We start from the raw sequence: 26,802 nt of genomic DNA, 5'->3' as shown, positions 1-26,802 counted from the left end.
CGGCTCCTACATTCAGTGCAGCAGCTCCTCCAGCGGCACCGGGTAGCCCACTGCATAACCCTGCGCATAGTGCACGCCGATGCTGCGCAGCACATCGGCAATGGCGGCACTTTCTACAAATTCGGCCACGGTGCTTTTGCCCATCAGGCAACCAATTTCGTGGATGGACTTGACCATGGCCAGGCTCACCGGATCTTGTGCAATGTCTTTGACAAACTGGCCATCGATCTTCAGCACGTCCACCGGCAGGTTACGCAGGTAGGCAAAGGATGACAGGCCGCTGCCAAAGTCGTCCAGCGAAATCTTGCAGCCCCGCGCGCGCAGCGTCTCGATGAAGTGGTTGGCGGTCTGCAAGTTGCCGATGGCAGCGGTCTCGGTGATCTCAAAGCACAGCTTGGCGTAAGGCACATCGGCGTCTTGCAAGGTCTGCAGCACAAAGGCCATGAAGGCCGCATCGCCCAGGGACTGGCCTGACAGATTGATTGAACACTGCTCAATGCGATCCTGGTGCGCAACTATCCAGCGCAACGCATGCGCGACAACCCAGCGGTCCACGCGGGACGCCAGGTGGTAGCGCTCGGCCGCAGGCATGAACAGGCCGGGCAGCACGAGCCCGCCCTGCTCGTTCAAAATGCGCAGCAGAATCTCGCAGTGCAGACCACCCGAGGTGTCGCCGTCCAACGGCACGATGGGCTGCGCATACAGCACGAAGCGGTCATGCAAGAGCGCGTGTTCGATGCGGCTGACCCATTCCATGACGCCATAGCGTTGGGCCAATGCGGGGTCGTCGATGGCATACAGGTGGATGCGGCTGCGTCCGGCGTCCTTGGCCACGTAGCAGGCACTGTCTGCGGCTTGCAGCAAGGCGCCCACGCTTTCGGTGCGGGCGTCCAGGGCCACCATGCCGATGCTGACGCCCACGCCAAAGCTCTGGTCCAGCCATACAAAGTGGTAGCCGGCCAGACACTGCTGCAAGCGCTCGGCCACCAGCAGGGCGGAGGCCACGCTCTGACCCGTCAGCAGGATGCCGAACTCGTCGCCACCGATGCGGCACAAATGGTCGTCCTCGCGCAGCAGCCCCGAGAACAGGTGTGCGATCTCACGCAGCATGGCATCGCCTGCCGTGTGGCCGCAGGTGTCGTTGACCACCTTGAAGTCGTCCAGGTCCAGGTAGCACACCACATCGTGCTGGACCTGGTGGCTGCGCGTGCGCTCAAAGGCATGGGCCAGGGCTTGCTCAAAGGCGCGCCGGTTGCCCAGGCCCGTCAACTCGTCGTGCGTGGCCTGGTAGGCGATCTCGTTGCTCAGGCGCCGCTGCTCAGTCACATCGCGAAAAACCAGCACAGCGCCCTGCACCTCGCCATCGGCATCCTTGATGGGCGATACCGCAAGCTCCACCAAGAGGCTGCCGCCGTGCAACTGCTGCAGGCTCAGGTCCGGGTAGCGGCGCGCCTCGGCCGAGGCAATGGCGTCGGCCACCATGTCATCCGGCACTGCATTGCCGCCCTCGGGGTCCAGCAGGCGGAACACTTCGCGGTAGGGCTTGCCCACAGCGGCTGTCAGGATCCAACCGGTCAATGTCTCGGCAGCGGGGTTGATGTACAGCAAATTACCCTGCGCGTTGGTCGATATCACGGCATCGCCAATGGAGTGCAGCGTGACCTGCAGGCGCTCCTTCTCGTGGTACAGCGCGTCCTCGGCATCCTTGCGGGCCTGCATGAAGCGCACACGGTCCATGGCCACGGCGGCATGGCCGGCCATGGCCTGCATGAATTCGATCTGCCAGGGCTGCGGTGCCCGCACGCCCTCTGCGTCGCCATAGGTGCCCATACCCAAAGAGCCCAGGCGCTGCTCGGCCAGGATCAGCGGCACATTGATGATGGTGCGGTTTTGCAACTGCTCCACAATTTGCTTGTTGGTGCGGGGGTCGGTGCGCGCATCTTCGACGACGACCACATGGTCTGCGGCCATGATCTCCTGCAGCATGGTGTCACCGGCAATGGGTATATCGATGGACTGGGCGGCGCGCGATACATCCGACTCCACGCCCTGAGTCACATGCAGGATGACGGACACAAAGCCCGGCTTTTCACCATACACCGCCAGCCAGGAGTGGGGATAACCCAGCACATGCTCGGCCACGGGGGATATGGCATCCAGAATGTCGGGCAAGGTCCAGGCCCGTTCGAGGCGCTTGCACAACTGCAGCAACGCTTTGGTGTGGGACTGCGTTTCGGTCTCGGTCATCTGCTCGCTCATGGTTTGAGTTTAGCGCGGCACCCTGCCCGGGCGTTCGTGGCAAACCCTGTGGCAACATTGCGTAGAGTTTCCACACCCACCCCATGCAGACCCCTTTTACCCGCCCCAGAATCCTTGGACTCACGGGCGGCATTGGAGCCGGCAAATCGACTGCGCGACGGACCTTCGCGCAGTTGGGTGTGCCCTGCATGGATGCCGATGCCTTGGCACGCGGCATGCACCAGGACACCGACCATGCAGCCACCCATGCCCTGGCCGCTGCCTTCCCGGACTGGATGACAGCCGACGGTGCCCTGCAGCGGGGTAGCCTACCGGGCCTGTTTGCACGCGATCCAGCCGCCAACCGCATCTTGATCGACATCCTCAAGCCCCATGTGCTGGCGGCCCTGCGCAGCTGGACTGCGCAGCAGACCACCCCCTATGTGGTGTGGGAGTCCGCATTGCTACTACAGGAAGCGATCGCTGTCGACAGGCTGCTGGTGGTCGACGCGACCGTGGCCGCGCGCGTGGCCCGCATCCGCGCGCGCAACCCGGATTGGTCGGACGAGGACATTGCCAACATCGTAGCCATGCAAACCACCGCACAAGCACGCCGCGCTTTGCCGACGGACATCTTGGAGAACAATGGCGCGCCCGACGTTCTACACGCGCGGGTTGAGGCCCTGCACCGCCACTACCGCACACTTTGGAGTTGATGTGAAGAAGATAGCTTTCTCTGGAACACTGGACCCCATCACCAATGGCCATCTGTGGGTCATCGGCGAGGCCCGCGCACTGGCCGACGAAGTGGTGGTGTTCATTTCTGAAAACCCGTTCAAGAAACCCCTGTTCTCGGCAGCCCTGCGCAAAAGCATCGTGGAAGAGACGCTGGCGCAGCGCGGCTGGCACAACGTCAGTGTCGTGGTCGTCAAGGGCGACTACACAGCCCGCACCGCCAAGCGCCAGGGCATTGACTACATGGTGCGCGGCATCCGCAACACCACCGACTTCGATTACGAGAATCTGCTGCAACAAGCCAATGTGGATGTGGTGGAGGGTGCCAAGACCCTGTTCCTGATGCCGCCGCGCGACCTGGGTTCGGTCAGCTCCAGTTTCGTGCGCGGCCTGCAAGGCCCGGTGGGCTGGCACTGGAGCATGCAGAAATTTGTGCCCGCCCCGGCCTACCAGGCTTGGATACGCGGCTGGCTGCGCAAGGAGTGGGAGCAACTGTGGGACTACGAGAAGCTGGGCGCGCCTGCGCTTGCCAGCTCGGACGGTTGGTTTGCCAAATTGACGGGCGCCGACGCCTACGGTGCCCCTAGCCGGCACTACCACAACCTAGACCATTTGGTACACGGGCTGACCGAGATCAACGTGTGGGCGGCGAACACTGACGCCACCGCCGACTCTGTTGCACAACTGAAAGCGGCATTCTGGTTCCACGATGCCGTGTACGCCGTGCCTAAACAAGGCCTGGGCAACGAAGAGGCTAGCGCGCAACTGTGGCTGAGCACCGGCTTGCCCATCGACGCGCCCCAGGACGTAGCCGACCTGATACGCATTACGGACCATGCCCAGGCTCCGTCACTGAACCACGCACTCAAGGCTGTGATGCTGGGCGTCGATCTGGCCATACTGGGGCAGTCGCCAGCGGTCTATGCGACCTACGCACAATCCGTGCGCGCGGAGTACGCCTGGATAGACGATGCACCCTACCGCGCAGGGCGCAAGCAGGTGTTGCAGCACTTTCTCGAAGCCACCCAAGCGGGCACGCTGTACAACGATCCTTACTTCAAAGACCTCTACGAAGCCAGCGCCGCGCGCAATCTGGCTGCGGAGATTGCCGACCTGTCGTAGCCCAGCTCCGCAGGCAAACCCTGCTACCCACGGTACCGGTTTTGTCTACCGGAAGGGAATCCCGAGCCCATGGCACAGCAGTGCAACCACACTGCACGCCACGGCCACAATGGTGTGGTCGGTGTCCATATGGGGTGGTCTATGCGGGTCTTCATGGGTGTGTCCGGTTTGCTGCAACTGGTGTGGCTGGGCTTGGTGGGTGCGGGCTTGTGGTTGTTGGCGACCTGGCTGCAATTGCCGCTCAGCCCCAACCTGGATGCCGTCATTGGCGTCATCACGTTGCTGTGGCTGTACTTTGTCGTCACCGTGCCGTGGAACATGGTGTTTCAGGCCAAGCAATTGTTGTTCGATGCGGAGACGTCGCGGCAGCGCGGTATCCGTATCGATGCCGACGCCGTCGCCTATGCCAAGCGCTGGTCCCGCATTGCGCTATGGGTTGCGCTGGCGCTGCACCTGCTCACGGCCGCCGTGCTGTGCCTGGTAGCCCACAGTGGGGTGGGCTTGATTGGCTGGTTGGGTGCGGCAGCGGCCATTGTGCTCACGCTGTTGCGCCCGGGCCTGCGGGCCTATGCCCACGTGCGGGACCGCCTGGGCCGCTTTGCCCGCGAGGTGGAGGTGCCCCGTGAAGATGCTGTTGAGCTGCGCCGTCGGTTGCACCAGGTCGAGCAGCAATTGGCAGCGCTCAGCCAGCAGTGCGCCGACACGACCCGCGATACGGATCAGCGCCTGCACGCCCTGCAAGCCCGCGCCACCGAGGCCGCGGATCAGCACGACGGCCTGGCCGAGCATGTTCGCCTGGAGATCGTCCGCGTGGAACGCGATGCCAAGAACACTGTGGCCCAGGTGCTGGGTGACGCAGCCGTCGTGGGCCATGTGCGCGAACTGGTGCGCTTTTTCAAGACAGCTTGACGGCTCTTTTGGCGATGGGTTTTGGCGCTTGCTCCGCGGTGCGCCGTTGGCGTTGCTTCTTCAGGCGGATGATGCAGTCTTCCAGCGTCTGGCCAATGATGGTCTGGTCGCGGATCATCGCGATCTTGGGCCAGGTAGCACGTTCGCCCGTCAGCACCCACTCTTGAAAGTCTTCTTGCGACAGGTTGCTGAGGATGCGGCGGTAGTCCTTGAAGCGCATCGGCGGGTGGATGGTGACATCGCCGTAGTACTGCTGGTCGACAATGGCCACCGCCCCTTCCAGCAGGTTCTTGATGATGCCGGCCTCAAAGCCATAGGACGCCAATTGCATGACCTGCTTGCTGCGGAACTTGACCTCGCTCTTGAGCAGATCGGTCAGGAAGGTCTGCCAGCCTTCCCTGCGCGTCTGGTCCGCAATGAAGGGCAGCACATGCGGGTTGGTCTGGCTGACGATGTGGTGGTTGACGTTGTACAGCTCACCCAGGCGCTTGGCGGGCAGGTCGCTCTGTATCGCGCCATCGACCCAGCGAATGGAGGCCATGTAAGGCTTTTCATGCCCCAGGCGGTCCTTGGTCATCAGCTTCACCGGTGGGAAAAGGCCCGGCACCGAGCAGGAGGCCAGCACCGCGCTCCACACCAGCAGGTTGGGCGTGGTCAGGTAGTTCAAGAGCCGCGCATGCTGGTTCTTGGCCACCGGCGAGACGGTGATGTTGATGATGCGCTTGGTCTTCTTGAAGGCCTCTTCAAACGTGTACTCGCCAATGTTCTTGCGCAGAAAGCGCTCCAGTGAGTCGATGTCCATGATGGACTTCTGCTTCAACATTTCGCGCAGGCCCAGGCGCTGCCAGGATTGCAGGTCCATGCCCTCGCCGGTGAACAGCGTGTCGAGTTCGCTATCCTTGCGCGTGCCCACGAAGGCCGCCACCACCGAACCGGCGCTGGAGCCCGAAATCACCCGCGGCAGCAACTTGCGCTGGTGCAAGGCTTTGACCACACCCACATGGAACATGCCCATGTTGGCGCCGCCACTGAGCATCAGCGCCGAACGGCCAAAGCTCTGGCCGGTGTGCCGGAAGAACATCAGCTTCTCGGTGTACGGCAGACCAGGGATGTCGTGGTCGCACACATAGTTCAGCAGCGATGTGACTTCGGTGATGTAGTCGTCGATCAAAAACTTGGTACCCACCCGCGTGTACTTGTACAGCTCGGGATTGGCCAGATTGCCCAGGTTGCGGTGCAGGCCCTCACGCAGGCTGAAGATGACCTGCGGCCAGTCCCCGGCCTTGCGCCAGTTGCGCAGGTTGATCAGGCGCTGCTGGATCAGCCGGTATTGGTAGTACGGCGACTGAGGGTCGCTCTTCCATACATCCATGCCGGCCTGGGCATCCAGGTCCACCGCGTGGGTGCGCCAGGTGGCGTAGTCGGTGGCTTGGGCCAGGGCCCTGCGCTGTTCGGCTGTCAGTCTTGCTCGCATGCTGCGTATTGTGGGGCCGTTGTGGCGCTTTCTCGCGGGCCAACGGGTGCCGGCTGTCCCGTAGGGGTCAGGCTTTGCGCACCAAACGTTTGGCCACCACCATGCCCACCAGCATGGCGGCCACAAAGATCAGGGTATCCAGGCTGCCATTCAGGACAGAGGCCAAGGCTGGGCCTGGGCAATAGCCTGCCAATCCCCACCCTACGCCGAATGCGATGGCGCCCAGCACCAAGCGCCTGTCCACCGCCGTGCGCAGGGGCAGGCTGAAACCTGGCGCCAGCCAAGGCCGGGCTCCAGGCCGGCGGGACCAGGCGAAGCCGACTGTGGTAACCAGCAAGGCCCCTCCCATCACAAATGCCAGGCTGGGGTCCCATTGGCCAGGAAAGGTACCTTCAGCCATACCCGCAAAGTTCAAAAAACCGATAACCTTGGCCGGCTGGGTCATGCCCGAGAGCACCAGGCCCGCGGCGAACAGCAGCCCACAGACGAGTGCCACCAACAGGGTGGTGCGCGCGGAGGGAGCAGTGGATGGCGCAGCAGAGGGTGTGTGCGTAGTCATGGCTTGTATCCTCATGCCAACAGGTGGCGCATCACATAAACCGTCACCGCGCCGGAGCCCATGAACGTCAATACGGCCACCAGCGAGCGGACAGAGCCCCGCGCCAGGCCGCAGACGCCATGCCCGCTGGTGCAACCCGAGCCATAGACGGTGCCCCCGCCCACCAGCAGGCCAGCCACCACCAACAGCACCGGCGAGCGCATTGCCGTGGGCGCAACACCCAGGCTCTGTGAAAACCAAAAGCCCCCCAGCACCAGTCCCGCCAGAAAGGCCCAGCGCCAGCGCGAGTCCGGCGCCCCGGTCAGCGCCTCGCTGCTGATACCGCTGATACCGGCTATACGCCCCAGACTGGCGAACAGCGAAACGCTGGCCAAGCCAATCAACATACCACCCACCAGGGCCTGCCCATATCCATGCATAGTGCGTACTCCAAAGCGATGCCGGCCCTTCACCAAGACCCTTGCTGCCATGATAGCCCCGAGGAAACCGGCGGCGTCATTCACCGACGCCCTACCGCTACTCGCCGAAAATGCCGCGACAGCCGCTTCCACTGCGGGCATAGTCGGGTCCAAGGCGCAACCGGGCGCTCCCCCAGTCACAGAAAGCGAGCACAGCATGGACAACGAATCTGAGAACAAACAACGACGCCCCCGCAATGGGCATTGGGTCAACGGCCTGGTGTTGATAGGCATTGGCAGCCTGTTCCTGCTGGAGCGGCAGGGCTATATCGAGATTGGCGCCTGGACGCATTACTGGCCGTTCATCCTCGTGGCCGTTGGTGTGGGCCGCATGATCGATGCCCGCAGCCCGGCGCAAATGGCCAAAGGAGGCTTCCTGGTGTTTTTGGCCCTGTGGTTGTACGCCTGCCTAGAACACCTGTGGGGCCTGAGCTTCCACAATAGCTGGCCCGTGTTGTTGATCGGCCTGGGGCTGCGCTACATCGCCGGTGGTCTGCTCAGCGCCCCCAAGAACTCCAGCGGGAACACACCATCATGAGCGGCAAACACAAGACTCCACAACAGCGTGTGGTGCTGGGCTTCGTACTGGCCTTTCTGGGCGTAGTGTTTCTGCTCGACAACTTCCGCGTATTCGATGCCCGCTCGGTGCTGGCATTTTGGCCCGTGGTCTTCATCGCCATCGGCGCGCTCAAGCTGAGCCAGGCGCGTCACCCAGCCGGCTATATGCTGGGCGGCGGCATGGTGGTGGTAGGGCTGCTGTTGACGCTGTCCCATATGGGCATTGTCGAAATCCGCTGGCGTGATTGGTGGCCGATGGTCCTGATAGTTTTGGGGCTGTCCGTGATCTTCAAAGGCCAGTTGCGCCGAAGCCAGGCCCTGGGCGAAGACGGCATGTACCACCAGACCACGCAAGACCCGGCCGTGGACCTGACCGTGATCATGGGCGGCACGCAGTTGCGCGTGGACTCGCCGGAGTTTCGTGGCGGCGACATCACCTCCGTCATGGGCGGCGTGGAGCTGGATTTGCGCAGCGCATCCATCACCAACGAGGCCACGCTGAACGTGTTCGTCGCCATGGGCGGCATCGACGTCAAGATCCCCACGGACTGGACCGTCATCGTCAACGGCATCCCACTGATGGCCGGCATTGAAGACAAGAGCGTGCCACCACCCAACCCCACCAAGCGCCTGCACATCACCGGCGTCCTGATCATGGGCGGCATGGAGATCAAGAACTAAGGCCAGCCTCTTCGCATGCATCCTGTACTGTCCAGCCCACGGGCCCTGTCATGGTATCTGTCGGCTTGGCTGCTGGGCGCTGCGGTGCTGGCCTGGGTCTTGACAGAAGCCACACCAACCCCGCTGCGCAATGCGCTGTGGTTTGCCGTGCCCGTGTGCCTGGGCTACGCCTTTGTGATCCCGTCGGCTTATTACGTGTGCCGCGCCCTGCCCTTCACACGCAGGCGCTTTGCAGTGGGCCTGGCGCTGTTCGCCGGGGCATCAGGCCTTGCGGGTGGCGCAGGCTGGTTGCTGTGCCAGGGCTGGAACCGCTTCAGCCAGGCCCTGGAGGTGGAATGGGCCGGCATGGCCCTGACGCAGGGCTTGGGCCTGACATTGTTGGGCACTGGGGCCGGCATCTACCTGCTGTCGCTGTTGCTGCACGATGTGATGATGGCGCTGGACCAGATGCGCGATGCGCAGCAACGCGAGTTGCAGTCCCGCGCACTGGCCCACGAGGCCGAGCTGCAAATGCTGCGCACGCAAATCAACCCCCACTTCCTGTTCAACTGCCTTAACTCCATCAGTGCGCTGACCAGTCTGGACCCAGCCGGCGCGCGCAGCATGACGATCGCCCTGGCCCAGTATTTCCGCCAGACACTGTCGCTGTCGGAACAAGCCCACATCCCTTTGGCAAAAGAGATTGCACACTGCCAAAGCTTTCTGGATATCGAGGCCCAGCGCTTTGGCGCCAAGTTGAACGTGGACATTGCCACTGATGATGCAGCCGGCCAAGCGCAGGTGCCTCCCATGCTGCTGCAACCCCTGGTGGAAAACGCGGTGAAGCACGGCATTGCGCGCAGCACCCAGGCCGGCACGGTGTGCATACACGCCATGGTGCAAAGCACCTGGCTGCACCTGCGAGTAGACAACCCCGTGGAACCGGATGACATGAACTATGGGCCGCCGGCCGTGAGCGAGGGCCTGGGTCTGGGCCTGCGCAATATCCAGCAGCGCCTGCACAGCCTCCATGGAGACCAGGCCAGACTCAACCAACGCCTGGAGGGCGGCCGCTTTGTGGTGGAATTGACACTGCCCTACACCCCCTATGCGCCAGGCCCCGACACCCCATGATCCAAGCCCTGATTGTTGACGACGAAATGCTGGCACGGCGCCTGCTGCGGGAGTACCTGCAGCCCCACGGCGATGTGCACATCATCGGCGAGTGCGACAACGGATTTGACGCCGTCAAAGCCATTACGGACCTGCGGCCGGACCTGGTCTTTCTCGACATCCAGATGCCGCGCCTGACCGGTCTGGAAGTGCTGGAACTGACACAGCGCGACCATGGCGTTGTTTTTACAACGGCCTACGACCAATATGCACTCAAGGCCTTTGATCTGCGCGCGGTGGACTACCTGCTCAAACCCTTTTCACAGCAGCGCTTTGACGAAGCGCTGGAGAGAGCTCGGGTGCTGATAGGTCAAAGCTCAGCCGGACTCAAAGCCCTGGTCACCCAAGCCACCGGCAAGCTGGAACGCCTGCTGATCCGCGACCGCAACCAGGTGCATGTGCTGGCGCTGGACACCGTGGCCTGCGTAGAGGCCCAGGATGACTATATCTGTGTCTATGCGCAAGGCAAAAGCTACCTCAAGACGCAAAGCCTCAGCGACCTGGAAGCCCGGCTGGACCCCGCTTTGTTTGTGCGCGTGCACCGCTCCTGGATCATCAATTTGGCCTACCTGAAGAATATTGAGCGCTTGGCCAAAGACAGCTTTGTGGCGGTACTGCAGAGCGGTCAGCAGGTGCCCATCAGCCGCTCCGGGCATGAGCGGGTAAGGGCCCTCATTTAGGCGAACTGCAGCGGCATGCGGCCCGATGTCTTGCATTCGTACATGGACTGGTCGGCGTATTCCAAAAGACCGGTGATATCGACGCCATCTTGTGGGAACTGCGCGATGCCCACACTGGCGCCCACCGAAACAAATTCACCAGACGGCAGTTGGATGTCTTCCGACAGCGTGTCGATCAGTTTCTGCCCCAGTTTGAACACATCGTTACACTTTCCGAAGCGTTCAATCAGCAGCAAAAATTCGTCGCCCCCCAGGCGTACCACGGTGTCGGAAGCGCGCACCGCAGCCATCAGGCGCTCGGCACTGGCGATCAGCACGGCATCGCCAGCGGCATGACCGTAGGTGTCGTTGATGGCTTTGAAATCGTTCAAGTCGATCATCATCAGCGCGAACGTGGCCTTGCTGCGCATGCAGCGCTCCACGACAAACTGGAAGCGGTCGGCCAATAGGTTGCGATTGCCTAGACCGGTCAGATTGTCGTAATGGGCCTGCGTCAGCAACTGTCTGACTTGAGCCTTCAGACGGGATGTTTCATGGTGCAACGCGTTCTGCATACGACCGCTTTGGTGCAACCGAAACAACAGAAACTGGGTTGCCAGCAAGGACACCGCCAGACTCGCTGCCAGAACACCGATGAAGCCCACATCCGACAGCCAGTCGAAGTTCCAACAGTACCCGCATACTCCCAATCCCAATGCGACTATGGTCAGCCAATAATAATTTTGTAACTGTTTCACGTGAGTACACCGAACGCAGCATTCAGCTTGACAAAAGAGATGGTCACAGTATGCAGGGCAATGCGCCGCGCCCGCCGGGAAATTCGTAAGTAAATTTTTCGATCGTAAATCCCGCGGTACCCTGACTGTTACACGCTGTCCAAAGCGCCCAAGGTTTGTTTCAGCGACTCTGCCAACTGTGGCAACAACCCGGCAATGGCCGAATGGCCAGCGGCAGAAGCAATATCGGCAGCAGCCGCGTCCTGCCATGCACACAGCGCCGCTTCGACCTGTGCGGCCTGCGACGCCAAGCCCACGGCCCCCACCGTACCTGCCAGGCCCTTGAGCGTGTGCGCGCTGCGCAGGGCGTCGTGGTAGCGGGATGCGGCCAACAAGTCGCGCAATTCGGACAGGCACTGGGCAGCTTCTTCGCGGAAGGATTGGACGACCTTGTCATACAAGCCGCGGCTACCGCCCAGACGCGCCAATGCCGCTTGCACATCTACCGTCACCCCATTGTCGACGGCTGCAGCGCTTGCAGACCCCTGCTGTGCGCCAGCACCACGATCCGTACGTGGGGGCAAAGGCAATTCTCGGCGCACATGCCGAAGAATCGTAGTCACCAAGTGTTCCAGATCAAAGGGTTTAGCCACGTGGTCCACCATGCCCGCGTCCATGCACGCCTGCTTGTCTGATGGCAGGGCATTGGCCGTCATCGCGATGATGGGCACACGGCGCATGGCGGTGTGGTTGCGCAGGCGGCGTGTGGCCTCCAGGCCATCGATATCGGGCATTTGCATGTCCATCAGAATCGCATCGAAGGGTGGCTGCGCGGCCAAGCCTTGTGACACACCGTCGAGCCCGCAGACGGCGATATCGACCTGGGCGCCATGGCCTTGCAGCAACTCCTGTGCAATCTGTTGGTTCAAGCGATTGTCTTCAACCACCAGCAGGCGCAGGCCGCTCAGACGCTCGCCCGTGGCTTGCGGCACCGGCTGCAGGCGCACGCCGGCCTTTGCCTGCAGGGCATCAGCTGCGGCCTCGTACAGCATGGACGCCGTGATGGGCTTGACCAGATAGCCATCCAGCAATGCGGTTTCATGCTTGGCCTTTTCGGCCAAGGTCTCGCGCCCCACGGCGGTGACCATGATGACCACGGGCTGTTTGCCGTTGTGCTGTAGCTTGCGTATTTGGCGCGTGGCCTCCCAACCGTCCATGCCCGGCATGCGCCAGTCCATCAGCACCAAGTCATAGCCTGGTGCATCGGCGGCGGCCAGACACTGGATAGCCGCCTCGCCGCTGTCCAGCGCGGTGACGATCCAGCCCATGGGTGCGGCCATGCCCAGCAAGATCTCGCGCGCCAGAGCGTTGTCGTCAACGATCAACACGTGCAGCCCGGGTCCCGCCGGCACTTGGGGCAGGGGCACTGCCGCATCCGTATCCAGGGCAAACGACGCACTGAAATAGAACCGACTGCCCTGCCCCACCACGCTGCTCAGCGACAAACTGCCGCCCATCAGAGCGACCAATTGCCGGCTGATGGCCAGACCCAAGCCCGTGCCGCCAAAGCGGCGTGTCGTCGACGACTCCGCTTGGCTGAAGGCCTCGAAAATATGCTCCGCCTTGTCGGCAGGTATGCCAATGCCCGTGTCCTGCACCGAGAACTCCAGCGTGGCCTGATCCACGGTGCGCTCCAGCACGCGGATGCCCAGCACCACCTCACCCTGCTCAGTGAACTTGATGGCATTGCCAGCCAGGTTGAGCAGAATCTGGCGCAGCCGCAGGGCATCGCACACCAAGACCGGGGGCACATCGGCCGCCAGCGCGAACAAGACCTCCACGTCCTTGTTGGCCACATTGGCAGACAGAATGCTGGATAGGTCCCGCATCAGATCGCCCAGCACCATGGGCTCGTTGTGCAATTCAAGCTTGCCGGCCTCGACCTTGGAAAAATCCAGTATCTCGTTGATGATGCCCAGCAGCGCATGCGTTGCGCCTTCGGCCTTTCTGGCGTAGTCCAACTGGCGCCGCGACAATTCGGTGTGCTGCAGCAGCTTGAGCATGCCCAGCACGCCGTTCATCGGGGTGCGGATTTCGTGGCTCATCGTGGCCAGGAATTCACCCTTGACCCGGTTGGCCGCGTCGGCGGCCTCGCGCGCCATCTGCAGCGAATGCTCGGACGCCTTGTGCGCACTAATGTCGGTATAGGTGAGCAGCGTCCAATCGGAATAGATGGGCATGCCGCGGATTTCGATGTAAGTGCCTTGGATCAACTGCCGCTCCAGCACGACGGTCTGACGCGACTCCATCATGTCCACATAGCGGCTCATCAAGACCTCCAGCGTTTCGCCAAAGCCAAAATCGCCGCGGGCATACGCGTGGGCCGCCACTTCGGAAAAATTCAGTGCATCGCGCTGCAGCAGTTCCTGCGGGAAGTGCAGCAACTCGGCAAACTTGCGATTGCACAAACGCATGGTGCGCTGCGCGTCATAGGCCACCACACCAAAGGGCAGTTGGTTGATCACCTCGTCCAGCAACTCGGTCTGGCGTTGCACCTGGTCTTGGGCCATTTGCTGGCGGTGCATGGAGCGCCGGATTGCGAGCAACAACAGGCCGGCCATCGCATACAGCGTCGCCACCGACAAGGCCGCCAAGCGCGCCCTTTGCTGCCACTGCGCCAGCACACTGTCCAGGCTCTGCTCCACCGACACCAGCACCGGATAGGGCGAGATGGCGTTGAGTTTCACCATGCGCTGCGGGCCAGCCCCATTGGCTTCGCTCAGATAAGTTGCCACCGCCTGGCCCGCCATCGCGTTGCGCACTTTGACAGGGTCCACCGCAAACAGGGCGCCAGCCTTGGTACTTTCCGATGCCGGGGACTGGTGCAAGACACGCCGCTGCGGGTCAAACAGAGTGATTTCGCCATGGGTGCCTGCGCTCAGCGCAGCGAACATATTGGCAATTTGGTCGATGTTCGTGTTGGCATACACCACACCGCCAAAGCGGCCGTCTTCAAAGCGCAAGGCACGCGCCACAGGCAGCACCCACAGCCCGGTGATGCGGGACTTGGCCGGCAAGCCAAACACCACGCCCTGCTCGGATTGCGTGTGCTCGAAGATTTCCTTACCCGTGGCATTGGCGGTCAACTGCACGATGCGGGCCGCATCAATACCCTCGCCATAGACCACCTGGCCCTCCGCATTGGCGCCGCGTATCGAGGTGGCGTCGGGTATGCGCTCCTTCAGGCTGCGCACATAGGCGCTGAAGCTTTCGGTGTCGAATCGCTGCTGCGCATGCAACCGACGGAACTCGGCCTCGGCCTGGCGCAAGGTCAGATCGATGTCGCGGGTGCTGGCATACAGATTGGCCTGCAGCAGATCGGCCAGCGTCTTGGACGATTCCTGTGCGCTCTCAATGTATTGGCTTCGGCTTTGACTCAACCCATAAACCACCAGGCCCGTGACAATGACCAGCGCAATCAGCACCCCGCTGGCAAGCCAGGAGAAAAACTTCTGTTCCAACGACGTTGCTTGTGTTTGCATGAACGACCTGGGCTCAGGCTGGTGGTTGCGCGAAGGATGCCAGGTCTGCTACTGCGCCGACAGCTCCCGCTCAACCGCTGTCGGCTGCTGCCGGCACCGTGAATGCCAAACGTGCTGCAAAGGCCCTTTCACGGGCCCCGCAACCTTCCAGGTGGTCATTAACCAGGCCCATGGCCTGCATGAAGGCGTACATGGTGGTGGGGCCCACAAAGCTCCATCCGCGCTTGCGCAGATCCTTGGACAGTGCGATGGACTCCGGTGATGTGGTCACGCCGGCCATGGTCTGCCGCGTGATCTGGCTAGGCCGCGTGGCCGCCGGCGGCTCAAATCGCCAAAAATACGCGGCCAACGAACCGAATTCCTTGCGCAACTCTTGGGCCCGCTGGGCATTGTTGATGGTGGACGCGATCTTGCCGCGGTGGCGCACGATGCCAGCATCGAGCAGCAGGCGCTTGACATCGGCGTCGCCAAACTGCGCGACCTTATCCATGTCGAAATCGGCAAAGGCTTTGCGAAACGACTCGCGCTTGTTCAGGATCGTCAGCCAGCTCAGGCCGGCCTGAAAACCTTCCAGGCAGATTTTCTCAAACAAGCGCTCGTCATTGTGGACCGGAACACCCCACTCCTGGTCGTGGTAGTGCTGGTAGTGGGGGGTTGCGCGGCACCACACACAACGGGTGACCTGCTGGTCATCGGTGAAAAGTCCGGTTGGCGCGGTGGTGTCGTCGAGCATGAAGCATTTCCAAAAGATAGAACGGCCAACAGTTCTGATGCCAAGCGTTGTGATGCGCCCAGCACAGACCATACCGTTGGATTCCGGGAAAACAAATACTGTTATTAATTACAGTATAAGCGGTGTGCCCGGCGTACTTTGGAAGATGCAGATTCTCCTGCCTGGGGCGCACACGAGGGTGCGCCCGGCGGTGGCTTAAAACCCTTCCAGCACCACCTTGCCCTGGGCCTTGCCGCTCTCGATCAGCGCATGCGCCTTGCGCAGATTGGCAGCGTTGATGGTCCCGTAATTGGCATTGACAGTCGTGCGCACGCGGCCCGCGTCCACCAGTACGGCAACCTCGGCCAGCAGCTTGCCCTGCTCACCCATGTCGGGCGTCTCGAACATCGAGCGGGTGAACATCATCTCCCAGTGCAGCGCTATGGATTTGCCTTTGAGCTGCATCAGGTCCAGGTTCTGCATATCGTCGATGACGGCCAGGGCGCCCTGGGGCTTCAGGCTTTCAATGATTTGCGCATAGTGCTGCGGCGTTTGCGTCAGTCCGGCGACATAGTCAACCTGGCCAAAGCCACCGGCCTTCAGCTCGGCGGCCAAGGGCTTGGCGTGGTCGATGACGGCGTGGGCGCCCAGGTCCAGGCACCACTGGCGCGTCTCGGCGCGCGAGGCCGTGGCAATGACGGTGAGCTGCGTCAACTGCCGCGCCAGCTGGATCAGGATAGAGCCCACCCCGCCTGCGCCGCCAATGACCAGCAGCGTCTGGCCCGCACCGCCGCCCTTGGCCACCTTGAGCCGGTCAAACAGCAGTTCGTAGGCGGTGATGGTGGTCAGTGGCAGCGCGGCGGCCTGGGCGTCGGTCAAGGAGCTGGGGGCCTTGGCGGCAATGCGCTCGTCCACCAGGTGCAATTCGCTGTTCGCGCCAGGGCGGGTGATGGAACCGGCGTAGTACACGCGGTCACCCGCCTTGAACTGGGTGACCGCGCTGCCCACCGCTTCGACCACGCCTACCGCGTCCCAGCCCAGCACCTTGCTCTGGCCAAGCGCGGGCGCCGAGCTGGCGCGCACCTTGGTGTCCACCGGGTTGACGGAGATGGCCTTGACGCGCACCAGCAGGTCGCGTGCGCCGGGCACGGGTGCGGGCAGCTCAACGTCTTGCAGAGCTTCAGGGTTGTTGATGGGCAGGGCTTGGAAGTAGGCAACGGCTTTCATGGGAGATCCTCAGGAATAAAAAGTAGCGAAGCCGCAACTGTAAATTGGCAAACCAATATTGATAAGTTCAATATAAAAGTATCATTTACAAATGAAAATTGAAAATGTGGCCGATTTGAATGTGCTGATCCACACCGCCCGCAGTGGCAGCCTGACCGGCGCCGCCGGGGCGCTGGGCATCACCCCCGCAGCCGCCAGCGCCACGCTCAAGCGGCTGGAGACGCAACTGGGCACGCGGCTGTTTGAGCGCTCCACCCGCGCCATGCGCCTGACGGCCCAAGGCCAGACCCTGCTGGACTACGCCAAACGTGCCTTCGATCTGCTGGCCGAGGGCGAATCCCAGGTCACTGAGGACCGCGGGGCCTTGGTGGGCACGCTGCGCGTGGCCGCGCCATCCGACCTGACGCGCAACACGCTGCTGCCCTGGTTCAGCGAATTCCTGGCCCTGCATCCCGGCCTGCAATTGGCGCTGAATGTGGGCGACCGGCCACTGGACGTGGTGCGCGACGAGGTGGACGTGGCCCTGCGCTTCGGCACGCTGCCCGATTCGCGCCTGGTGGCGCGTACCCTGGCTTTGACCAGCCCGGTGCTGTGTGCCGCGCCCAGCTACCTGAGCCGCCACCCGGCGCCGCAAAAGCCGCAAGACCTGCTGCAGCACAACTGCCTGACCTTTGAACGCGGCGGGCGGCGCCACCGCCTGTGGCGCTTCGCGCAAAACGGCCAGTGGACCGAGGTGCGCGTCGACGGAGACCGCAGCGTGGACGATGCATCGCTGGCGCGCGACTGGGCCCTGGCCGGCATGGGCGTGCTGCTCAAATCGGCGGTCGACGTGCGCAGCGATCTGGCAGACGGCAAACTGGTGCGCCTGCTACCCGACTGGGAAACCGAGCCCTACCCCCTGCACGCCCTGCTGCCCAGCGGCCGCTTCGTGCCCACGCGCGTACGGGCGTTGGTGGACTATCTGGCGCAAAAGTTTGCGGCAATTGTGTGAAAGCAGATTTGATACGGCTACGCTTTTGATAGCTACATAGTCATATTTGACGAGGGCTAGAAGCGAATTTTTCTTGAAAATACCGGAACCCTCGCCAAACATACCTATATTGGGGTTTTCAGACGGCTTTAACCACCACTCGGCGGGACTCACCCACTACAACGCCATCCCGAACATGTCTGCAAACCGCTTGCGCACCGCAGGCGTGGCCTTGGGGTCGGGCAGCAGATGGGTTTCCAGCATGCCGAACTGATACAGGCGCAGACCGATGTCGGCCATCAGTGGCTCCAGGTCCAGCAGGTTCGTGGAGTTGACGATGCGCTCCAGCACGGGCTGCAGGTCCACACCGGCGAGCTTGCGGCCGTGGCGCACCAGATCGGCCTGGGTGAAAGCTTTGCCGGGCTGGCCAAATTCGGCGTACAGCGAGCGCATGAGCTCGGGCAAACCGATCTTGCTGTTCGTCGCACGGCGCAGTTCCACATCCATCGCCAGACCGGCGATGGTGCCACCGCCGTAGACCAGCAGCCAGCTGTGGTGCTTGTCGTTGACGGCATCGCGCACCGTGCCCTTGAGGCCCATCAGGTTGCGGGCCACGCCCTGGCCGCGCGGCAGGTTCTCCAGATTTTTGATCAAAAAGTCGCGGTCCATGACCTTGTTGCGCACCAGGGTCACCAGCGTCAAGTAGTCGGTGACGCCCTCCTTGAACCACTCGTCGGCGGGCTCGGCCGACACCAGCGTGTGGCCATTCCAGAAGTGCAGCAGTTCATGGGCCACGATGCGGCCCCAGATCACGCGGGAGCTGGCGTCCGCATCACCCTTGATGACCTGGCTGAAGCTGCCGGCAAAAGCGCCGCCGTCGCTGATCTCGCCGGCATTGATGACAACCAGGTAGCGGTTGGTGCGCGGTGGCCCGCCAAACAGGCTTTGGTACGACGCCAGCTGGCGCCGCATCAGGTCCATGAACAAAGCCTTTTGCGGCCAATAGCGCTTGCCCATGACCAGCGTGATCTCCACGCCACCGGCCATAAAGCGCTCGCCATGCGCCGTGCCCAAAAACATCGCGTTGCTGGTCAGCTCGCGCCGCGTCTCGGCAATGAAACTGCCCGGCTTGCCGCCCGCCGCCCACGGTGTCTGCGCACGCCAGCCATCGGGCAGGGTGAATGTCACTTCGGTCTTGCCCGGCATGGCCACGCCGGGCACCAGGAACAGGCTGTTGCCCACGGCCATGATGCCCTCGTCGGTGTGGTACAGCACCTCTTCAATGCCGCCAGGCCAACGGTGTTGGTCGTGCTCCAGGCGCACGTCGTAGCTCAGCAACAGGCGGCGGTCGCCACCGTCCACCTCGTATTCAGCTTCGCCCTTGTCCTTCAGCGCAACCGGCTTGCCGGCCATGTCGCGCACCGCAATGTTCTCCAGAAAGTCACCCTGGCCATTTTTCAGCTCGGGCAGTATCTCTGTGCCAAACAGGGCCAGCTCATTGCCTTCCACATAGACATCGGCCTCCACATGGGCACGCTTGCCGTCTTTGGCAATGCTGACGTGGTAGTGGTTGGGCTGCTGGTCCCAGGCGGCCCAGGCCGTGGGGCTGGCCACTATCACCCAGGCGGCCAGGGCAGCGCCGAATGCGCAGCGGGTGTTCATCATTTTTTGGTTTCCTTCCAGTCCATGCAGGCTTATTTGTTTGCAGTCCAACGACGGTGCTGCAAGTCGGGCGCCACTGTAAGGTCTTTGCGCCAGCCTGCCCATGGCCGACAGATGAACGGTAAAAACGCGGGCTTGGATTGCAGAAATAGGGGAGCACCCGCCCGTCAGCCGCCCAGCGGTTCGCACAACACAAGTGGCGGTAATTCAGCTACCCTGTGGTCCGTGGTTCATCCCCAATTGATTTTTTTGTTGGAGCAGGAGTCAGCTATGACCGTCAACTACTACAAGAAGGCAGTGCGGCCCAACCGGGCCGCCCACCACCATGGCCCGTAGTCTTTCCGACCTCGTACCCGGTAGCAAGGACGAGACCAGCAAGGCCAGCAAATTGGTGGCCTTGGGTTACCCGGCGGTAGAGCCGGTCATCGCTGAAATACTGGAGTGGGTGGAAGACGCCAACTGGCCTGTGGCCAAGGTGTTCCTGCCCTTTCTCGCCCGCATTGGCGCGCCGCTGGTGCCCCATGTGCGCTATGTGCTGCAGTCACAGGACGAGCAATGGAAGAAGGTGGTGCTCGATTGCATCGTCAGCGAATCGGGGGCACTGGCGCACGGCATATCGGTAGACCTGCTGCGCCTGATCGACACGCCCACCGACGCAGAGCGCGCCGAGGGCCTGCACACTACGGCGGACGAACTGTTCCGCAAATACTGCAACAACGGCAACCATTCCTGATGGCCCGCGAACCGCGTCGTGTGCACCCGCGCGTGGGACTTGCGACTGGAACGCTATGCTACATTTTTTGAAGCTTCACAACCATATTTCACGAGGGCTATTGGCACATTTCGCTCTACACATCGGCAAAGCGTCGCCATAAACCCCATATTGGGTATGTTTGACTACTTTCCCTTCACATGCATTCGCTAATAGGAGTTTCCCCATGCGCCACACTACATCTTTTGTCCTGCTGGCCGTTGCCAGCGCCTTCGCCCTCGGCTTGGGGCTGTCGCCAATGGCGCAGCATCTGATCGGTGATGCGCACGCCGAGGCGGCACCCCTGCAAGCCATGGTGATTGACCTGGCGGCCCTGCAGCACACCGACCTGGCCGCCACCCCCAACCCCGAGTTGCGCGCCAGGGGCCTGGTTACCACGGACAACGCGACCATTGGCATCCAATCCGGCAACGTCGCCAAGCACATGCACCCCAAGACAGATGAAATCCAGTACATCGTCGAAGGCAGCGGCGCCATGTGGCTGGGCGCGGAGCGCAAGGAGTTCAAGCCCGGCTCGCTGATCATCATCCCCAAAGGCACGGCCCATGCCGGCACCATTGTGACTCAGGGCCCGGTCAAGGCCATTGCCATCAAGATCCCGCCACAGCCGCAGGGCGATACCGTGTTTGTGGACTGATCCCCCAACCAGCCACGCCGCCATATGGGGCGATCAGCCGCCCTGCCGGGCCAGAAACGCCTGGGCCTTGAGCCCCACAAAGCGGCGGCCGGGGTTGCTGCCGGCAACCCACTCGTCCACGCTGAACAGATCAAACAGGCCCACTTTTATCAGCGTGGGCACGGACAGCTCCAACTCCCGCTCCACATCGCCGCGGGCGCCTTGGTTGTAGAGCCCCACATTGACCAGCATGGTCGCCACAGTACCCGTCTGCACCTTGCTGCCATCCTTCAGCGTGACCGCAGGCAGTGATTCGCCATCGGCCAGGATTTTTTGGTTGACGTTGGCCAGAGCGGCAATAGAGTCGGTTGGGGTTTGTGACATGGGTGCAGGGTCCTCTCAAAGGAATGTTGCGCTTCGCGCGCGAAGCAGGGACTGTACTTGGGGCCAGCGCCGCATTGCGCAAGGGGCGCGTTCACGCATAGGGCCTCTGTGCTGACCATACAGTCCCAAACTGTGCAGGTGCCGAAATCCGGCACACTGTGCGGATTGAGAGCATTGCAAGCCAATATGACAACCAGCCCCCGCGACTCCCGCTACGACATCCTGTTTGAGCCGGTACAAATCGGCCCCGTTACAACCAAGAACCGCTTCTACCAGGTGCCGCACTGCAACGGCATGGGCCACGGCAAGCCGCAGTCGCTGGCCGCCATGCGCGGCGTCAAGGCCGAGGGCGGCTGGGGCGTAGTCTGCACCGAAGAAATCGAGATCAGCCCCTTCTCTGAAATTGCGCCGCATTTCGAAGGCCGGCTGTGGGATGACTCCGACATCCCCGCACTGCGCCTGATGACCGACGCCTGCCATGCCCATGGCGCGCTGGCCGGAGCCGAGCTGTTCTTCAACGGCTACGCCACACCCAACCGCTACAGCCGCGAGATACCGATGGCGCCCTCGCACACGCCGGTCAAGGCGACCGACCCCATTCAGGCGCGCAGCATGGACAAGGCCGACATCGCCAATGTGCGCCGCTGGCACCGCGCCGCCGCGCTGCGCGCCCGCGACGCCGGCTTTGATGTGGTCTATGTGTATGCGGGGCACGACCTGGGCCTGCCCATGCACTTCCTCTCGCGCCGCACCAACCGCCGCACCGATGAATATGGCGGCAGCCTGGAAAACCGTGTGCGCTTTTTGCGCGAGCTGATCGAAGACACCAAAGACGCGGTGGGCGACCGTTGCGCCGTGGCCGTGCGCCTGGCGGTGGACCAGTTGCTGGGGCCGCTGGGCATCACGTCCGAAAGCGAAGGCCGCGATGCCATTGCCCTGCTGGCGGAGCTGCCCGACTTGTGGGACGTGAACATCGCCGACTGGTCCAACGACAGCCAGACCGCACGCTTCTCGCAAGAGGGCTACCAGGAGCAGTACATCGCCCACGTGAAGTCCCTGACCACCAAGCCGGTGGTTGGTGTGGGCCGCTACACCTCGCCCGACGCCATGGTGTCGGCCATCAAACGCGGCGTCATGGATTTGATCGGTGCCGCGCGCCCTTCGATTGCCGACCCATTTTTGCCCAACAAGATTGCCGAGGGCCGCTTTGACGATATCCGCGAATGCATAGGCTGCAACATCTGCGTGACCGGCGACAACCTGTGTGTGCCAATCCGCTGCACACAAAACCCGACCATGGGTGAAGAGTGGCGCAAGGGTTGGCACCCCGAGCGTATTGCCCTCGCACTGTCCCAAGACACGGTGTTGGTTGTGGGCGCCGGCCCCACCGGGCTGGAGCTGACCCGCGCTTTGGGCCAACGGGGCTACGAGGTCGCACTGGCCGATGCCGGCACGCGCGTCGGCGGCCGGCTGATAAATGATGCCGCCCTGCCCGGCCTGGCCACCTGGATGCGCGTGGCCGACCACCGCATGTTGCAGATCCAGAAGATGACCAACGTCAACCTCTACCTGGATAGCCGCCTGGGCGCGGACGAGGTGCTGGAGTTCGGCTTTAACCGTGTCTTCATCGCCACCGGCGCCCGCTGGCGCAAGGACGGTCTGGGACGCCAGCACCGCGTGGCCATAGTCGGCATCGCGCACACCGATGTGGCGCCCAAGGTATTTAGCCCCGATGATGTATTTGCCGGTGTAACACTGCCCTCCCCCGTGCTCATCTATGACGACGACCACTACTACATGGCTGGGGCCTTGGCCGAGCGGCTGCGCAAGCAAGGGCTGGAGGTGCACTTGGTCACGCCATCGGTCAAAGTGTCTGAGTTCACCGATATGACGATGGAGCAGCAGCGCATTCAGGCTGGGCTGTTGAAGATGGGGGTACAGATCCACACCACTACATCCATCGCCAGCGTATCCGCCGCGCCAGAAGGCTTGCAGGTGGAGCTGGCCAACACCTACACCGATGCCCGCACGCCATTGCAGTGCGCCAGCCTGTTGCTGGTCACCATGCGTGATCCGGTGGATGCATTGTTTACCGCACTACAAGCTCGGCAAACCGAGTGGCAGGGCGCGGGGGTCAAGACGGTGCAGTGTGTGGGGGATGCCTTCGCACCGGGCACGGTGGCGGCTGCCGTATATGCAGGGCACAGGGCTGCGCGGGAGATGGATGGGGATATGGCGGCTCTGGATACAGCGGCCTTTAGGCGAGAAATGATGAGCTTTATCTGACAGCACTGGTTATACCTATCAATGCGAATCGCCACTTGGAATCTCAACACCCAGTCATTGCTTGAAAAGTCTGTGCGGAAACACACATCGGCGGTCGAGCATGCTTGCGATCCTGCGCGTTGCACGCGCCCGCGGACAGGCGCAACACTTTGAGACAAACGACTTGGCTTGCAGGTGTTGCGCAAGTGGATAAATTGCTGAAAATACCCACACAGAGCTCCCACCGGAGCACAGGTATCCAAAAATAACCGTCGTTGGTTGGTATCGCAGCGCATTGTGGGGCAGCGGCTTCGCCGGGTTGGCCATACACGCGTGCAATAGAGTTTTCAACTGACACGGGTCGGAACACTGTGCGCAGCCGCGCAAGACCGGCCAGGGGGATGCATGCTACAAAACGCCAGGGCCTTGTCACCGGTCGGCAACAGCCGGCGCCTGTTGATGATTGTGTGGATCTTCGTCGCGCTGGTGGCGGGGCTGTTGGCCTTCGCGTATTTCAGCTTTGGCCTGATGTCCGCCGCCCGCGCCTATGTGGGGGGCGAGGGCCTGTGGTCCAAATCGCAAAAAGATGCTGTGATGGCGCTGTCACGCTATGCGTCGGACCACAGACCCCAGGACTACCAAGCCTTTCAAGACGCCCTCAAGGTCAGCCTGGGCGACCGCCAGGCCCGGTTGGAACTGGAGAAACCCATACCCAATATGGAGCTTGCCGCCCAAGGCTTTCTGCAGGGCCGCAACCACCCGGAAGACATAGACGGCATGATCCGCCTCTACCGCACATTTCGCACGCTGCCTGAGCTGGACCGTGCCATAGCCGTCTGGACGGCGGCCGATGTACACATCGACCAACTGATCGCATTGGGTGCAACGATACAAGCCGCCGCGCAACAGCAAACCGGTCTGAACCCAGAGACCCAGCGCAGCTTTCTGGCGCAATTGGCCGATATCAACGCGCAACTGACACCGCTGGAAGACGAGTTCTCGTTCTCACTGGGGCAGATCTCACGCCGCTCCAACGCCGTGCTGCGCTACGTGATGCTGTTGACGGTTACGGTGTTGCTGTTGGTCGCTTACCTGGTGTCGCGCCGCATCGTGCAGCAAAACGAGCGCTACCACCAGGCCTTGGTCGACAACGAAAAGCAGCTGCGCGACCTGCTGCAGTTTGCCCCCTTGCCCATCATCATCGTCAGCCTGCCGGAGAACTTGGTCACCTATGCCAATGCCCGGGCGCTGGCCCAGTTCAAGATCAGCCCCGCCGAACTGGGGGTGTTGGTAGCACCCGACTTCTATGTCAACCGCGAGGAGCGTGCCCGGGTTGTGGATGCCCTGCGCACGCACGGCAGTGTGCGCGATTGGGAGGTGCAATTGCAAGACCGCGATGGCAAGGCCTTTTGGGTGCTGCTGTCGTCGCAGCGCCTGGTGCTGGGTGGACAGGAATGCCTGTTGACCGCACTCAACAACATCGACGAACGCAAGCAGGCCCAGGAAGAGCTGCGCCACCGTGCCTTCCATGATGAGCTGACCGGGCTGCCCAACCGCTCGATGTTCATGGACACGCTGAACCGTACGCTGCACCGCGCCAAGCGAAAAAACGGAACGTTCTCGGTGTTGTTTGTGGACCTGGACCACTTCAAGGAGGTCAACGACCACTACGGCCACCGCGTCGGCGATCTGCTGCTGCAAGAAGTCGCCGCCCGCGTGCGCCAGTGTGTGCGCGAGGGCGATCTGGTGGCCCGCATTGGCGGGGATGAGTTCGTGATCCTGGTCGAAGACTACAGCCCGCAGGACGAAGTGTCCAAGATCGCCCGCAAGCTACGCGCTGTGCTGAACCCGACGCACCATTTGGCCGGCCACGAACTGCATGTGACGGCCAGCATAGGCATAGGCCGCTACCCGCAAGACGGTACCGAGGTGGACGAGCTGCTGCGAAACGCCGACGCCGCGATGTACCGCGTCAAGGAAGATGGACGCAACAATTTTCAATTTCATTCCACGTACTGAGCGCCAGCCTTCAGTCCAGCAATACCAGGCGGCCGTCGTCGCGTGCCGTCTCAATGACTTCCAAGGGCATGGACACAAAGTTCTGGCCGTCGGGTCCCCAGACGATATCAAAGGAGCGCTTGCCCACCGATTCGATCAGGCAGGGGCCGATGGGGATGTTTCGCACGCGTCCACCCAAGGCAACATAGGGCATGGGAGTGGTGATACGGGCGCAGTGTGTGATGTGCTTCATGGTTTTTCTCTCCGCAACAGGTTTCTCAAAACGGGGGGCTGCCCGCCCTGATGGAAAACCCAGTCTGCCCAGACTGCGGCGCATTTTCTGTGTGCCGACGCACAGATCAAACCCAGGCGCACAGCCATCATGGAGTGCATCCAGATAGCGATGCAAAGAGGGGGAATGCACCATGCTGCGAAACATGCAGGAACTCAAGCACTACACCATTGGGGCCAGCGATGGCGAGGTCGGGAAAGTCACTGACATCTTCTTTGACGACAAATCCTGGGTGGTCCGCTACCTGGTGGTGGACACCGGCACTTGGCTGACCAGCCGCAAAGTGCTGATCTCCCCCTATGCGGTGCAGCGCGCCGACTGGGAACACAAACGCCTTGCGGTCAGCCTGTCCCGTGAGCAGGTCAAGAACAGCCCGGACATCGATACGAATATGCCGGTCTCACGCCAACATGAGGCCGCCTATGCGGACTACTACCGCTACCCCTACTACTGGGGCGCAGACAGCTATTGGGGTGATGGGCTTTACTACCCGCTGGAGAGCGACCGCTCCGACGCCGCAGAACTGCATGCGCTGGCCGAGCGCGCGCGCCAGCAAAGCCAGAGCGACCCGCACCTGCGCAGCTGCCAGGCCGTGATGGGCTACCACATCCATGCCAGCGATGGCGACATTGGTCACCTGCAAAGCATGCTGGTGGACGAGGCCACCTGGGCGATTCGCTACATGGTCATCGACACCAGCAACTGGTGGATAGGCAACCGCGTCTTGATCCCACCGGAGTGGATCACGAACGTGAATTGGGCGGACTCCAGCCTCACCGTGAACCTGACCCGCACCACCATCCGAAACAGCCCGCGCTACGAGTCGACCGCCGACCTGAACCGCAGCCATGAATTGGAGCTTTACAGCCACTATGGCCGCCCCAACTACTGGGAACGGGAGCACGCGCGCGAGGTGGTACCCGCTGAATTCATGGAGTGACCATGGGCCTGCGGCCGGCTGGCAAGCCCAGACCAGCCGGGAATGAATGCTATCCTTTCAATAGCTACTCGTGCATATTCGGCAAGGGCTGAATGCCAGTTATGCTTAAGGTGTTTTGGCGAAAACGCCATTTCACCCCT

24 protein-coding genes are annotated in these 26,802 nt (G+C 62.1%); 13 read left to right on the top strand and 11 right to left on the bottom strand.

Going from position 1 to position 26,802, the window contains the following annotated elements; genetic code table 11:
* Window positions 1-12 precede the first annotated feature (12 nt).
* Window positions 13-2,259, bottom strand: a complete 2,247-nt coding sequence (locus tag AC07OO_RS17985; protein ID WP_495083507.1) for an EAL domain-containing protein — start codon at window positions 2,257-2,259, stop codon at window positions 13-15.
* 83 nt (window positions 2,260-2,342) lie between these two features.
* On the opposite strand from AC07OO_RS17985, the gene coaE reads away from it, so the two are divergent.
* The 3 genes from coaE to AC07OO_RS17970 all read left to right on the top strand — a co-directional run bounded on the left by coaE (window position 2,343) and on the right by AC07OO_RS17970 (window position 5,004).
* On the top strand, window positions 2,343-2,954 hold the full coding sequence (gene coaE, locus AC07OO_RS17980) for a dephospho-CoA kinase (RefSeq protein WP_495083506.1): 612 nt from the start codon (window positions 2,343-2,345) through the stop codon (window positions 2,952-2,954).
* 1 nt (window position 2,955) lies between these two features.
* Window positions 2,956-4,095 (top strand): pantetheine-phosphate adenylyltransferase, encoded by a 1,140-nt coding sequence (gene coaD / locus AC07OO_RS17975; protein ID WP_495083505.1) that lies wholly within the window; start codon window positions 2,956-2,958, stop codon window positions 4,093-4,095.
* Window positions 4,096-4,164: 69 nt separating this feature from the next.
* On the top strand, window positions 4,165-5,004 hold the full coding sequence (locus AC07OO_RS17970; RefSeq protein ID WP_495083504.1) for a hypothetical protein: 840 nt from the start codon (window positions 4,165-4,167) through the stop codon (window positions 5,002-5,004).
* Here the strand turns inward: AC07OO_RS17970 and AC07OO_RS17965 are convergent.
* The 3 genes from AC07OO_RS17965 to AC07OO_RS17955 form a co-directional block, all read right to left on the bottom strand.
* Window positions 4,991-6,478, bottom strand: coding sequence for a DUF3336 domain-containing protein (locus AC07OO_RS17965; protein WP_495083503.1), 1,488 nt, complete (start codon window positions 6,476-6,478; stop codon window positions 4,991-4,993). The two genes, AC07OO_RS17970 and AC07OO_RS17965, sit on opposite strands and share 14 nt — an antisense overlap.
* 67 nt (window positions 6,479-6,545) lie before the next feature.
* Window positions 6,546-7,037: a DUF6691 family protein gene (locus AC07OO_RS17960; RefSeq protein ID WP_495083502.1), complete on the bottom strand. Its 492-nt coding sequence runs from the start codon at window positions 7,035-7,037 to the stop codon at window positions 6,546-6,548.
* 11 nt (window positions 7,038-7,048) lie between these two features.
* Complete coding sequence (locus AC07OO_RS17955; protein ID WP_495083501.1) at window positions 7,049-7,456, bottom strand: YeeE/YedE family protein; 408 nt, start codon at window positions 7,454-7,456, stop codon at window positions 7,049-7,051.
* A gap of 196 nt (window positions 7,457-7,652) precedes the next feature.
* Here AC07OO_RS17955 and AC07OO_RS17950 point away from each other — a divergent pair, with 196 nt between their 5' ends.
* From AC07OO_RS17950 to AC07OO_RS17935, 4 genes are read left to right on the top strand one after another with little or no spacing between them, the layout of a single operon-like run.
* A complete protein-coding gene (locus AC07OO_RS17950) occupies window positions 7,653-8,033 on the top strand; it encodes a LiaI-LiaF-like domain-containing protein (protein WP_495083500.1) in 381 nt (126 codons plus the stop codon).
* Entirely contained in the window at window positions 8,030-8,734 is a 705-nt protein-coding gene (locus AC07OO_RS17945) for a LiaI-LiaF-like domain-containing protein (RefSeq protein ID WP_495083499.1), read from the top strand. Before AC07OO_RS17950 ends, AC07OO_RS17945 begins: the two co-directional genes overlap by 4 nt.
* Window positions 8,735-8,749: 15 nt before the next feature.
* A complete protein-coding gene (locus AC07OO_RS17940) occupies window positions 8,750-9,847 on the top strand; it encodes a sensor histidine kinase (protein ID WP_495083498.1) in 1,098 nt (365 codons plus the stop codon).
* On the top strand, window positions 9,844-10,566 hold the full coding sequence (locus AC07OO_RS17935; RefSeq protein ID WP_495083497.1) for a LytR/AlgR family response regulator transcription factor: 723 nt from the start codon (window positions 9,844-9,846) through the stop codon (window positions 10,564-10,566). The genes AC07OO_RS17940 and AC07OO_RS17935 overlap by 4 nt, the downstream gene beginning before the upstream one ends.
* On the opposite strand, the gene AC07OO_RS17930 is transcribed toward AC07OO_RS17935, so the two are convergent.
* The 4 genes from AC07OO_RS17930 to AC07OO_RS17915 all read right to left on the bottom strand — a co-directional run bounded on the left by AC07OO_RS17930 (window position 10,563) and on the right by AC07OO_RS17915 (window position 16,763).
* Window positions 10,563-11,303, bottom strand: a complete 741-nt coding sequence (locus AC07OO_RS17930; protein ID WP_495083496.1) for a diguanylate cyclase domain-containing protein — start codon at window positions 11,301-11,303, stop codon at window positions 10,563-10,565. The two genes, AC07OO_RS17935 and AC07OO_RS17930, sit on opposite strands and share 4 nt — an antisense overlap.
* A 128-nt stretch (window positions 11,304-11,431) precedes the next feature.
* Window positions 11,432-14,824, bottom strand: a complete 3,393-nt coding sequence (locus AC07OO_RS17925) for a response regulator (RefSeq protein WP_495083495.1) — start codon at window positions 14,822-14,824, stop codon at window positions 11,432-11,434.
* A 70-nt stretch (window positions 14,825-14,894) separates the two neighbouring features.
* Window positions 14,895-15,557, bottom strand: coding sequence for a DNA-3-methyladenine glycosylase I (locus AC07OO_RS17920; protein WP_495083494.1), 663 nt, complete (start codon window positions 15,555-15,557; stop codon window positions 14,895-14,897).
* Between the two features lie 195 nt (window positions 15,558-15,752).
* Entirely contained in the window at window positions 15,753-16,763 is a 1,011-nt protein-coding gene (locus tag AC07OO_RS17915) for a zinc-binding alcohol dehydrogenase family protein (RefSeq protein WP_495083493.1), read from the bottom strand.
* A 91-nt stretch (window positions 16,764-16,854) separates the two neighbouring features.
* On the opposite strand from AC07OO_RS17915, the gene AC07OO_RS17910 reads away from it, so the two are divergent.
* A complete protein-coding gene (locus tag AC07OO_RS17910) occupies window positions 16,855-17,754 on the top strand; it encodes a LysR family transcriptional regulator (protein WP_495083492.1) in 900 nt (299 codons plus the stop codon).
* 156 nt (window positions 17,755-17,910) lie between these two features.
* On the opposite strand, the gene AC07OO_RS17905 is transcribed toward AC07OO_RS17910, so the two are convergent.
* Complete coding sequence (locus tag AC07OO_RS17905; protein ID WP_495083491.1) at window positions 17,911-19,398, bottom strand: M61 family metallopeptidase; 1,488 nt, start codon at window positions 19,396-19,398, stop codon at window positions 17,911-17,913.
* Window positions 19,399-19,720: 322 nt separating this feature from the next.
* On the opposite strand from AC07OO_RS17905, the gene AC07OO_RS17900 reads away from it, so the two are divergent.
* Window positions 19,721-20,128 carry a DUF5071 domain-containing protein gene (locus AC07OO_RS17900; protein ID WP_495083490.1) on the top strand — a complete coding sequence of 136 codons (408 nt, stop codon included), beginning with the start codon at window positions 19,721-19,723 and terminating at the stop codon, window positions 20,126-20,128.
* Window positions 20,129-20,333: 205 nt separating this feature from the next.
* Window positions 20,334-20,804 (top strand): cupin domain-containing protein, encoded by a 471-nt coding sequence (locus AC07OO_RS17895; RefSeq protein WP_495083489.1) that lies wholly within the window; start codon window positions 20,334-20,336, stop codon window positions 20,802-20,804.
* A 33-nt stretch (window positions 20,805-20,837) separates the two neighbouring features.
* Here the strand turns inward: AC07OO_RS17895 and AC07OO_RS17890 are convergent, their stop codons facing one another.
* Window positions 20,838-21,167 carry a DUF7709 family protein gene (locus AC07OO_RS17890; RefSeq protein WP_495083488.1) on the bottom strand — a complete coding sequence of 110 codons (330 nt, stop codon included), beginning with the start codon at window positions 21,165-21,167 and terminating at the stop codon, window positions 20,838-20,840.
* 186 nt (window positions 21,168-21,353) lie between these two features.
* Here AC07OO_RS17890 and AC07OO_RS17885 point away from each other — a divergent pair, with 186 nt between their 5' ends.
* Window positions 21,354-23,453 (top strand): oxidoreductase, encoded by a 2,100-nt coding sequence (locus AC07OO_RS17885; RefSeq protein WP_495083487.1) that lies wholly within the window; start codon window positions 21,354-21,356, stop codon window positions 23,451-23,453.
* Window positions 23,454-23,837: 384 nt separating this feature from the next.
* Window positions 23,838-25,451, top strand: a complete 1,614-nt coding sequence (locus AC07OO_RS17880; protein WP_495083486.1) for a diguanylate cyclase domain-containing protein — start codon at window positions 23,838-23,840, stop codon at window positions 25,449-25,451.
* Window positions 25,452-25,461: 10 nt separating this feature from the next.
* Here the strand turns inward: AC07OO_RS17880 and AC07OO_RS17875 are convergent, their stop codons facing one another.
* Entirely contained in the window at window positions 25,462-25,683 is a 222-nt protein-coding gene (locus AC07OO_RS17875; protein ID WP_495083485.1) for a hypothetical protein, read from the bottom strand.
* A gap of 172 nt (window positions 25,684-25,855) precedes the next feature.
* On the opposite strand from AC07OO_RS17875, the gene AC07OO_RS17870 reads away from it, so the two are divergent.
* Window positions 25,856-26,662 carry a PRC-barrel domain-containing protein gene (locus AC07OO_RS17870; RefSeq protein ID WP_495083484.1) on the top strand — a complete coding sequence of 269 codons (807 nt, stop codon included), beginning with the start codon at window positions 25,856-25,858 and terminating at the stop codon, window positions 26,660-26,662.
* Window positions 26,663-26,802 lie beyond the last annotated feature (140 nt).

The sequence above is a fragment of the Rhodoferax sp. GW821-FHT07G04 genome (assembly GCF_059418585.1).
This window is presented reverse-complemented; position numbering and strand designations above follow the sequence as displayed.

Bases quoted from the DNA above. Each gene is read 5' to 3' on its own strand.
- coaE (WP_495083506.1), top strand. From the start codon at position 2,343: ATGCAGACCCCTTTTACCCGCCCCAGAATCCTTGGACTCACGGGCGGC.
- AC07OO_RS17870 (WP_495083484.1), top strand. From the start codon at position 25,856: ATGCTGCGAAACATGCAGGAACTCAAGCACTACACCATTGGGGCCAGC.
- AC07OO_RS17890 (WP_495083488.1), bottom strand. From the start codon at position 21,167: ATGTCACAAACCCCAACCGACTCTATTGCCGCTCTGGCCAACGTCAAC.
- AC07OO_RS17880 (WP_495083486.1), top strand. From the start codon at position 23,838: ATGCTACAAAACGCCAGGGCCTTGTCACCGGTCGGCAACAGCCGGCGC.
- AC07OO_RS17910 (WP_495083492.1), top strand. From the start codon at position 16,855: ATGAAAATTGAAAATGTGGCCGATTTGAATGTGCTGATCCACACCGCC.
- AC07OO_RS17900 (WP_495083490.1), top strand. From the start codon at position 19,721: ATGGCCCGTAGTCTTTCCGACCTCGTACCCGGTAGCAAGGACGAGACC.
- AC07OO_RS17875 (WP_495083485.1), bottom strand. From the start codon at position 25,683: ATGAAGCACATCACACACTGCGCCCGTATCACCACTCCCATGCCCTAT.
- AC07OO_RS17955 (WP_495083501.1), bottom strand. From the start codon at position 7,456: ATGCATGGATATGGGCAGGCCCTGGTGGGTGGTATGTTGATTGGCTTG.
- AC07OO_RS17885 (WP_495083487.1), top strand. From the start codon at position 21,354: ATGACAACCAGCCCCCGCGACTCCCGCTACGACATCCTGTTTGAGCCG.
- AC07OO_RS17920 (WP_495083494.1), bottom strand. From the start codon at position 15,557: ATGCTCGACGACACCACCGCGCCAACCGGACTTTTCACCGATGACCAG.
- AC07OO_RS17960 (WP_495083502.1), bottom strand. From the start codon at position 7,037: ATGACTACGCACACACCCTCTGCTGCGCCATCCACTGCTCCCTCCGCG.
- AC07OO_RS17950 (WP_495083500.1), top strand. From the start codon at position 7,653: ATGGACAACGAATCTGAGAACAAACAACGACGCCCCCGCAATGGGCAT.
- AC07OO_RS17940 (WP_495083498.1), top strand. From the start codon at position 8,750: ATGCATCCTGTACTGTCCAGCCCACGGGCCCTGTCATGGTATCTGTCG.
- AC07OO_RS17945 (WP_495083499.1), top strand. From the start codon at position 8,030: ATGAGCGGCAAACACAAGACTCCACAACAGCGTGTGGTGCTGGGCTTC.
- AC07OO_RS17925 (WP_495083495.1), bottom strand. From the start codon at position 14,824: ATGCAAACACAAGCAACGTCGTTGGAACAGAAGTTTTTCTCCTGGCTT.
- AC07OO_RS17965 (WP_495083503.1), bottom strand. From the start codon at position 6,478: ATGCGAGCAAGACTGACAGCCGAACAGCGCAGGGCCCTGGCCCAAGCC.
- AC07OO_RS17985 (WP_495083507.1), bottom strand. From the start codon at position 2,259: ATGAGCGAGCAGATGACCGAGACCGAAACGCAGTCCCACACCAAAGCG.
- AC07OO_RS17895 (WP_495083489.1), top strand. From the start codon at position 20,334: ATGCGCCACACTACATCTTTTGTCCTGCTGGCCGTTGCCAGCGCCTTC.
- AC07OO_RS17905 (WP_495083491.1), bottom strand. From the start codon at position 19,398: ATGATGAACACCCGCTGCGCATTCGGCGCTGCCCTGGCCGCCTGGGTG.
- AC07OO_RS17935 (WP_495083497.1), top strand. From the start codon at position 9,844: ATGATCCAAGCCCTGATTGTTGACGACGAAATGCTGGCACGGCGCCTG.
- AC07OO_RS17915 (WP_495083493.1), bottom strand. From the start codon at position 16,763: ATGAAAGCCGTTGCCTACTTCCAAGCCCTGCCCATCAACAACCCTGAA.
- AC07OO_RS17970 (WP_495083504.1), top strand. From the start codon at position 4,165: ATGGCACAGCAGTGCAACCACACTGCACGCCACGGCCACAATGGTGTG.